This window comes from Treponema sp. R80B11-R83G3 (genome assembly GCF_054786115.1).
Genome location: NZ_BDHF01000544.1, coordinates 1 through 401, shown reverse-complemented (window position 1 = coordinate 401; position 401 = coordinate 1). Strand labels below are relative to the sequence as shown.

The 401-nt window shown below is 29.9% G+C and carries 1 protein-coding gene; it reads right to left on the bottom strand.

Annotated elements, in window-relative coordinates; genetic code table 11:
- A partial coding sequence (locus ACYVRH_RS14885; protein ID WP_461257634.1) for a hypothetical protein occupies window positions 1-276 on the bottom strand: 276 nt, incomplete at its 3' end.
- Window positions 277-401 lie beyond the last annotated feature (125 nt).

The window sequence follows — 401 nt, the reverse complement described above, 5'->3', positions numbered from 1 at the left end:
AGCCTGACCAAAAGCTGTAATTAATTCATTTTGTGAAAATTTTATTTCAACAGATGTAATTTCAATATCTTTTTTCACAATATCTGTAGGTAATGATTTTGATACTCCTATTACGTCAGGGGTTCCCCATTTATTACCAAAAATATTCCTTCCTAATTCCTTTGCTATTGTACATTCTTCACGATCATCAACAAGCCATGCGGCAAAACTGTCATAAAAGTCTTCTTCTTTAATTGACGGTATTTGATTGTTAGGCTGAAAATTATTATTTGGCACTGAAGATATATTTTGAGAATTAGTATCTTGATATTTTATCAGCTTATAAAGCCCCTTATCAGGTTTATAAACAGAAGATATATTTTTATTATAAAATTTCCGTTACCAATGACGAGCTTGATATA